The sequence below is a fragment of the Staphylococcus sp. B1(2026) genome (assembly GCF_058895785.1).
In genome coordinates this window covers 1-6,092 of sequence record NZ_JBZXTS010000064.1, presented here as the reverse complement: position 1 = coordinate 6,092, position 6,092 = coordinate 1, and the positions used below count along the sequence as shown (strand labels likewise).

General features: G+C 35.0%; 5 protein-coding genes. 1 reads left to right on the top strand and 4 read right to left on the bottom strand.

Annotated features, from left to right (window positions below):
- Positions 1-1,329: ZmpA/ZmpB/ZmpC family metallo-endopeptidase (locus tag AC5EAH_RS07610; protein WP_493494179.1), on the top strand; the 1,329-nt coding region annotated here is incomplete at its 5' end.
- Between the two features lie 103 nt (positions 1,330-1,432).
- Here AC5EAH_RS07610 and tuf read toward each other — a convergent pair.
- The 4 genes from tuf to rpsL form a co-directional block, all read right to left on the bottom strand.
- A complete protein-coding gene (gene tuf, locus AC5EAH_RS07605; protein ID WP_493494178.1) occupies positions 1,433-2,623 on the bottom strand; it encodes an elongation factor Tu in 1,191 nt (396 codons plus the stop codon).
- A 118-nt stretch (positions 2,624-2,741) separates the two neighbouring features.
- The gene (gene fusA / locus AC5EAH_RS07600; protein WP_493494177.1) at positions 2,742-4,820 is read right to left on the bottom strand and encodes an elongation factor G; all 2,079 of its coding nucleotides are present in this window, start codon (positions 4,818-4,820) and stop codon (positions 2,742-2,744) included.
- A gap of 107 nt (positions 4,821-4,927) precedes the next feature.
- Positions 4,928-5,398, bottom strand: a complete 471-nt coding sequence (gene rpsG, locus AC5EAH_RS07595; RefSeq protein ID WP_493494176.1) for a 30S ribosomal protein S7 — start codon at positions 5,396-5,398, stop codon at positions 4,928-4,930.
- Positions 5,399-5,450: 52 nt separating this feature from the next.
- On the bottom strand, positions 5,451-5,870 hold the full coding sequence (gene rpsL / locus AC5EAH_RS07590; RefSeq protein WP_493494175.1) for a 30S ribosomal protein S12: 420 nt from the start codon (positions 5,868-5,870) through the stop codon (positions 5,451-5,453).
- Positions 5,871-6,092: the final 222 nt, after the last annotated feature.

Below are 6,092 nucleotides of genomic sequence, written 5' to 3'. Positions count from 1 at the left end.
AAAACAGATCCTAAAACTTATCAATTAAAACTTAAAGAAGTTAGAAGTATGGTTGAACAAACAGCAATATGGCAAAGAGAACATTTTGATGTTTGGTATAGACTTTTAAAACCTGAATTAAAAGATAAATTAATTCGTGATATAGATGTTTGGGACGCTTATTATATTGATTATAAAAAAACATGGTTACCACAATATGGTAATACTAATCAAAGTGTGTTAGATTTCTTCGGTCCAGTAGATCATTATTACAAATCAAACGGATCTGGTGCCTATGCTACTGGTAACTTAATTAATTTTGTAAATAGTAAAATGTTAACTGCTTATGGTAATGCTATATTTACACATGAAATGGTTCATAACAATGATAGAAATATTTATTTACAATATGGACGTCGTCAAAATATGGGGGCAGAATCTTTTGCTTTAGGGTTATTACAATCTCCAGATAAAGCAAATAGAAATGTACTTGGCATTAATTTAATGATAGATTTCGACAAAACAAATGATTTATATTATAACGCTTCTCCACAAAGATTCAAAAAAATCGAAGATTTACAAACCTATATGCACGGTGCTTTTGATGTGATGTATACTCTGAATTATGCTGAAGCAATTTCATTAATAAAACTAGGTCAAAATACTCAAAAACTTTGGTTAAATAAATTAGAAAATACACCTGGAGATAATGTCAATAATATTATTACTACAATCAGCAATGAACAGTGGCAAAAAATCAACTTACATAACATCTATGATTTTATTGATCACAATTTAATTACAAAACGTGAATATAATCCAAATGAATATCACAGAAATGGTTATTATGCCACTTCAATATTCTCTCCTATCTACGGTACAGCTGAAAATAAAAAAGGTGCGCCTGGCGGTTTATCATTTAGACAAAATGCTTTTGAATTATTAGCCTATAAAGGCTATTATGGTGGGTTCGTCCCTTATGTATCTAATCAATATTACAAAGAAGCTACTGCACAAGGAGATACGAACCTAAGTGATCAATTCTTAATCAAAAAAATATCTAATAATCAATTTAATAGCTTAAATGAATTTAAAAAAGCAATGTACAAAGAAAGAATTGATAAACTAAATAAATTAAAATCTGTTAAGATCAATTATCAAAATAAATCATATCAAATCAATTCATATACGACATTACAACAGTTAATGAATGAAGCTGTACAATTAGATATTCAAAATAAATCGGTTGCTAATGTTAAAAATTCCCAAGTAATAAAACTAAAACAAGCCATTTACAATGCTTATTTACTACAATCTAATGAATTTAAACAATCTATTTATCAAAAATAATATAAAGGAGCAGTGAAAATTATTTTCACTGCTCCTTTATATTATAAATTACTAAACTATAATAAAAAGTGATAGCCTAAGCTATCACTTTAAAATTCAGATATTATTTAATTACTGCGTTAACAACACCTGAACCAACAGTACGTCCACCTTCACGGATTGAGAAACGAGTTCCTTCTTCAATCGCGATTGGTGAAATTAATTCTACGTTAATATTAACGTTATCACCAGGCATAACCATTTCAGTACCTTCTGGTAATGAAACAACGCCTGTTACGTCAGTTGTACGGAAGTAGAATTGTGGACGGTAGTTACCGAAGAATGGCGTGTGACGTCCACCTTCTTCTTTAGATAATACATACACATCAGCTGAGAATTGTGTGTGAGGTGTAATTGTACCTGGTGCAGATAATACTTGACCACGTTGGATGTCTTCACGAGCAACACCACGTAATAAAGCACCAATGTTATCACCAGCTTCAGCGTAATCTAATAATTTACGGAACATTTCAACACCTGTTACAGTTGTTGAAGTAGGTTCTTCAGTTAAACCAACGATTTCAACTACGTCACCAACTTTAACTTGTCCACGCTCAACACGACCTGTAGCAACTGTACCACGACCTGTGATAGAGAATACGTCCTCTACAGGCATCATGAATGGTTTAGCGTTGTCACGTTCTGGTGTTGGAATGTATTCGTCAACAGCGTTCATTAATTCCATAACTTTATCTTCCCAAGCTTCTTCACCTTCTAATGCTTTTAATGCAGAACCTTGGATTACTGGTAAGTCATCACCTGGGAATCCGTATTCAGATAATAATTCACGAACTTCCATTTCAACTAATTCTAATAACTCTTCGTCATCAACCATGTCACATTTGTTTAAGAATACAACGATAGCTGGTACACCAACGTTACGAGATAATAAGATGTGCTCACGAGTTTGTGCCATTGGTCCATCAGTTGCAGCGATAACTAAAATCGCACCATCCATTTGTGCAGCACCAGTGATCATGTTTTTAACATAGTCGGCGTGTCCTGGACAGTCAACGTGTGCATAGTGACGAGCTTCTGTTTCATACTCGATGTGAGAAGTATTAATTGTAATACCACGCTCACGCTCTTCAGGTGCGTTATCGATTGAAGCGTAATCTTTAGCTTCACCGTTACCTAAACGTTTTGATAATACAGTAGCGATAGCTGCTGTTAATGTAGTTTTACCGTGGTCAACGTGACCAATTGTACCGATATTAGCATGTGTTTTACTACGGTCAAATTTTTCTTTTGCCATTTTGGAAATCTCCCCTTATTGTATAATATTTGTTGTCTAGGGCGACAAATATCGCCCAACAACTCATTTTATCTATATTTTATTATTTTTTTTAACAAAAAGCAATCAATAACTTTAATTATTCACCTTTATTTTTTTTGATGATATCTTCAGCAATTGATTTTGGTACTTCTTCGTAATGGTCAAATACCATTGAATATGTACCACGACCTTGTGTCGCTGAACGTAATGATGTTGCATAACCAAACATCTCTGATAATGGCACCATTGCATTAACAACTTGTGCATTACCACGTGCTTCCATACCTTCTACACGACCACGACGTGATGTAATATCACCCATAATGTCACCAAGGTATTCTTCTGGCATAACAACTTCTACTTTCATTAATGGTTCTAAAATTACTGGATCACATTTTTTAGCTGCTGCTCTTAATGCTAATGAAGCTGCTACTCTAAATGCCATTTCAGATGAATCGACATCATGATAAGAACCATCATAAAGTTTAGCTTTAACATCGATTAATTCATAACCAGCTAAAACACCATTCTTCATAGAATCTTTTAATCCAGCTTCTACTGATGGAATGTATTCACGTGGAACAACCCCACCGACAATAGCATTTTCAAATTCAAAACCAGCACCTGGCTCATTAGGTGTGAATTCAATCCATACGTCACCGTATTGACCACGACCACCTGATTGACGTGAGAATTTACCTTGTACTTGCGCACTTGATTTAAATGTTTCACGATAAGATACCATTGGCGCACCAACGTTTGCTTCAACTTTGAATTCACGACGCATACGGTCAACGATGATATCTAAGTGTAATTCACCCATACCAGCGATAATAATTTGTCCTGTTTCTTCATCAGTGAAAGCACGGAATGTTGGATCTTCTTCTTGTAATTTTTGTAATGCATTTGTCATTTTATCTTGGTCAGCTTTTGATTTAGGCTCAACAGATAATTGAATAACTGGTTCTGGGAATTCCATAGATTCTAAAATAACTTCGTGTTTATCATCACATAAAGTATCACCAGTTGTTGTATCTTTCAAACCAACAGCTGCAGCAATATCACCTGCATATACTTCTGAAATTTCTTCACGAGAGTTAGCGTGCATTTGTAAAATACGACCTACACGTTCACGTTTACCTTTTGTAGAATTTTGTACGTATGAACCTGATGATAATACACCTGAATACACACGGAAGAATGTTAATTTACCTACATAAGGGTCAGTCATTACTTTAAATGCTAAAGCTGAGAATGGCTCTTCATCAGAAGCTTTACGTTCCACTTCTTCATCAGTATCTGGATTGATACCTTTAATAGCCGGTACGTCTAATGGACTTGGTAAGTAAGCGATAACGGCATCTAACATAGGTTGTACACCTTTATATTTAAATGCTGAACCACATACTACTGGGAAGAACTCAACAGATAATGTTGCTTTACGAATTGCTTGTTTTAATTCATCAATTGTAATTTCTTCTCCACCTAAGTATTTTTCCATTAATTCTTCATCAAAATCAGCTACTGCTTCAATTAATTTTTCACGGTATTCTTCTGCTTGATCTTGATATTCTGCTGGAATTTCTTTGATTACTAATTGGTCACCAACTTCACCTTCATTGTAAATAGCTTGCATTTCAACTAAGTCAATCACACCTTCGAAGTCATCTTCTGCTCCAATTGGTAATTGAATTGGATGTGCATTAGCTTGTAAACGGTCATGAATTGTACCTACTGAATATAAGAAATCAGCACCTGTTTTATCCATTTTGTTAACGAATACGATACGTGGTACACCGTATGTTGTTGCTTGACGCCATACTGTTTCAGTTTGAGGTTCTACCCCAGACTGCGCATCTAATACAGCAACCGAACCATCAAGTACACGTAATGAACGTTCAACTTCTACTGTGAAGTCTACGTGTCCTGGTGTGTCAATAATGTTGATACGGTTACCTTTCCATTGTGCAGTTGTTGCTGCTGATGTAATTGTAATACCACGCTCTTGCTCTTGTTCCATCCAGTCCATTTGTGAGTTACCATCATGAGTATCTCCGATTTTATGGATTTTACCTGTATAGAAAAGAATACGTTCTGTTGCTGTTGTTTTACCAGCATCGATGTGAGCCATGATACCAATATTACGCGTATCTTTTAAAGAAAACTCTCTTGTCATGAGTTTTTACTCCTCCCTATTAGGATTATTTTTGTATACTTACAAGATTAAGACTACAATCTAGTAAAAGATTGAAGCCGTATCTTGCAGTATTGTTATGTTGAATTTTACCAACGATAGTGTGCAAAAGCTTTGTTAGCTTCAGCCATTTTATGTGTATCTTCACGTTTCTTAACTGCTCCACCAGTGTTGTTAGCAGCATCTAAGATTTCGTTAGCTAAACGCTCTTCCATTGTTTTCTCTCCACGAGAACGAGAATAGTTTACTAACCAACGTAATCCTAAAGTTGTACGTCTTTCTGGACGCACCTCTACTGGTACTTGATAGTTAGAACCACCCACACGACGAGCGCGGACTTCTAATACTGGCATAATGTTATTTAAAGCTTCTTCGAAAACTTCTACTGCTTCACGTCCAGAACGCTCTTGTACTAAATCAAAAGCTCCATATAAGATTTTTTGAGCAGTACCGCGTTTTCCATCTAACATAATTTTGTTGATTAATTTAGTCACTAATTTAGAATTGTGAATTGGATCTGGTAATACGTCACGTTTTGCGACAGGACCTTTACGTGGCATGTTTGTGCCTCCTTTCTGGTAATAATTTATTTATTTATTTTAATTTAATTTATTATTTTTTCTCTTTTGGTTTTTTAGCACCGTATAATGAACGACTTTGCATACGTCCGTCTACACCAGCTGTATCTAAAGCACCACGTACGATGTGATAACGTACCCCTGGTAAGTCTTTTACACGTCCACCACGAATTAAAACAACACTGTGTTCTTGTAAGTTGTGTCCGATACCTGGGATATATGCTGTTACCTCAATTTGGTTTGATAAACGTACACGAGCATATTTACGTAACGCTGAGTTAGGTTTTTTAGGTGTCATAGTTCCCACACGTGTACATACACCACGTTTTTGAGGTGAAAATACAGTTGTTGCTTTTTTCTTTTGTGAGTTATAACCACGGTTTAATGCTGGTGAGTTAGATTTTGTCGTTTTTGATTGACGACCTTTACGAACTAATTGATTAATAGTAGGCATTGATTGATGTCCTCCTCTCTCCTATTTTAGACCACACTTCCAGGTGGTTCATTTTTTAATATAAATAAAATTGCACAATAACTTGCAACTTCATTATAGTAACACTATCTAAGATGATTGTCAACACATTTTATCAGAGAATTAATTGCGATGTAGCCTGCTTTTTGATTTGACGTTAAAAAATACATAAAAAAATTCGGGAGTTTGACACTTGTGAAGCGA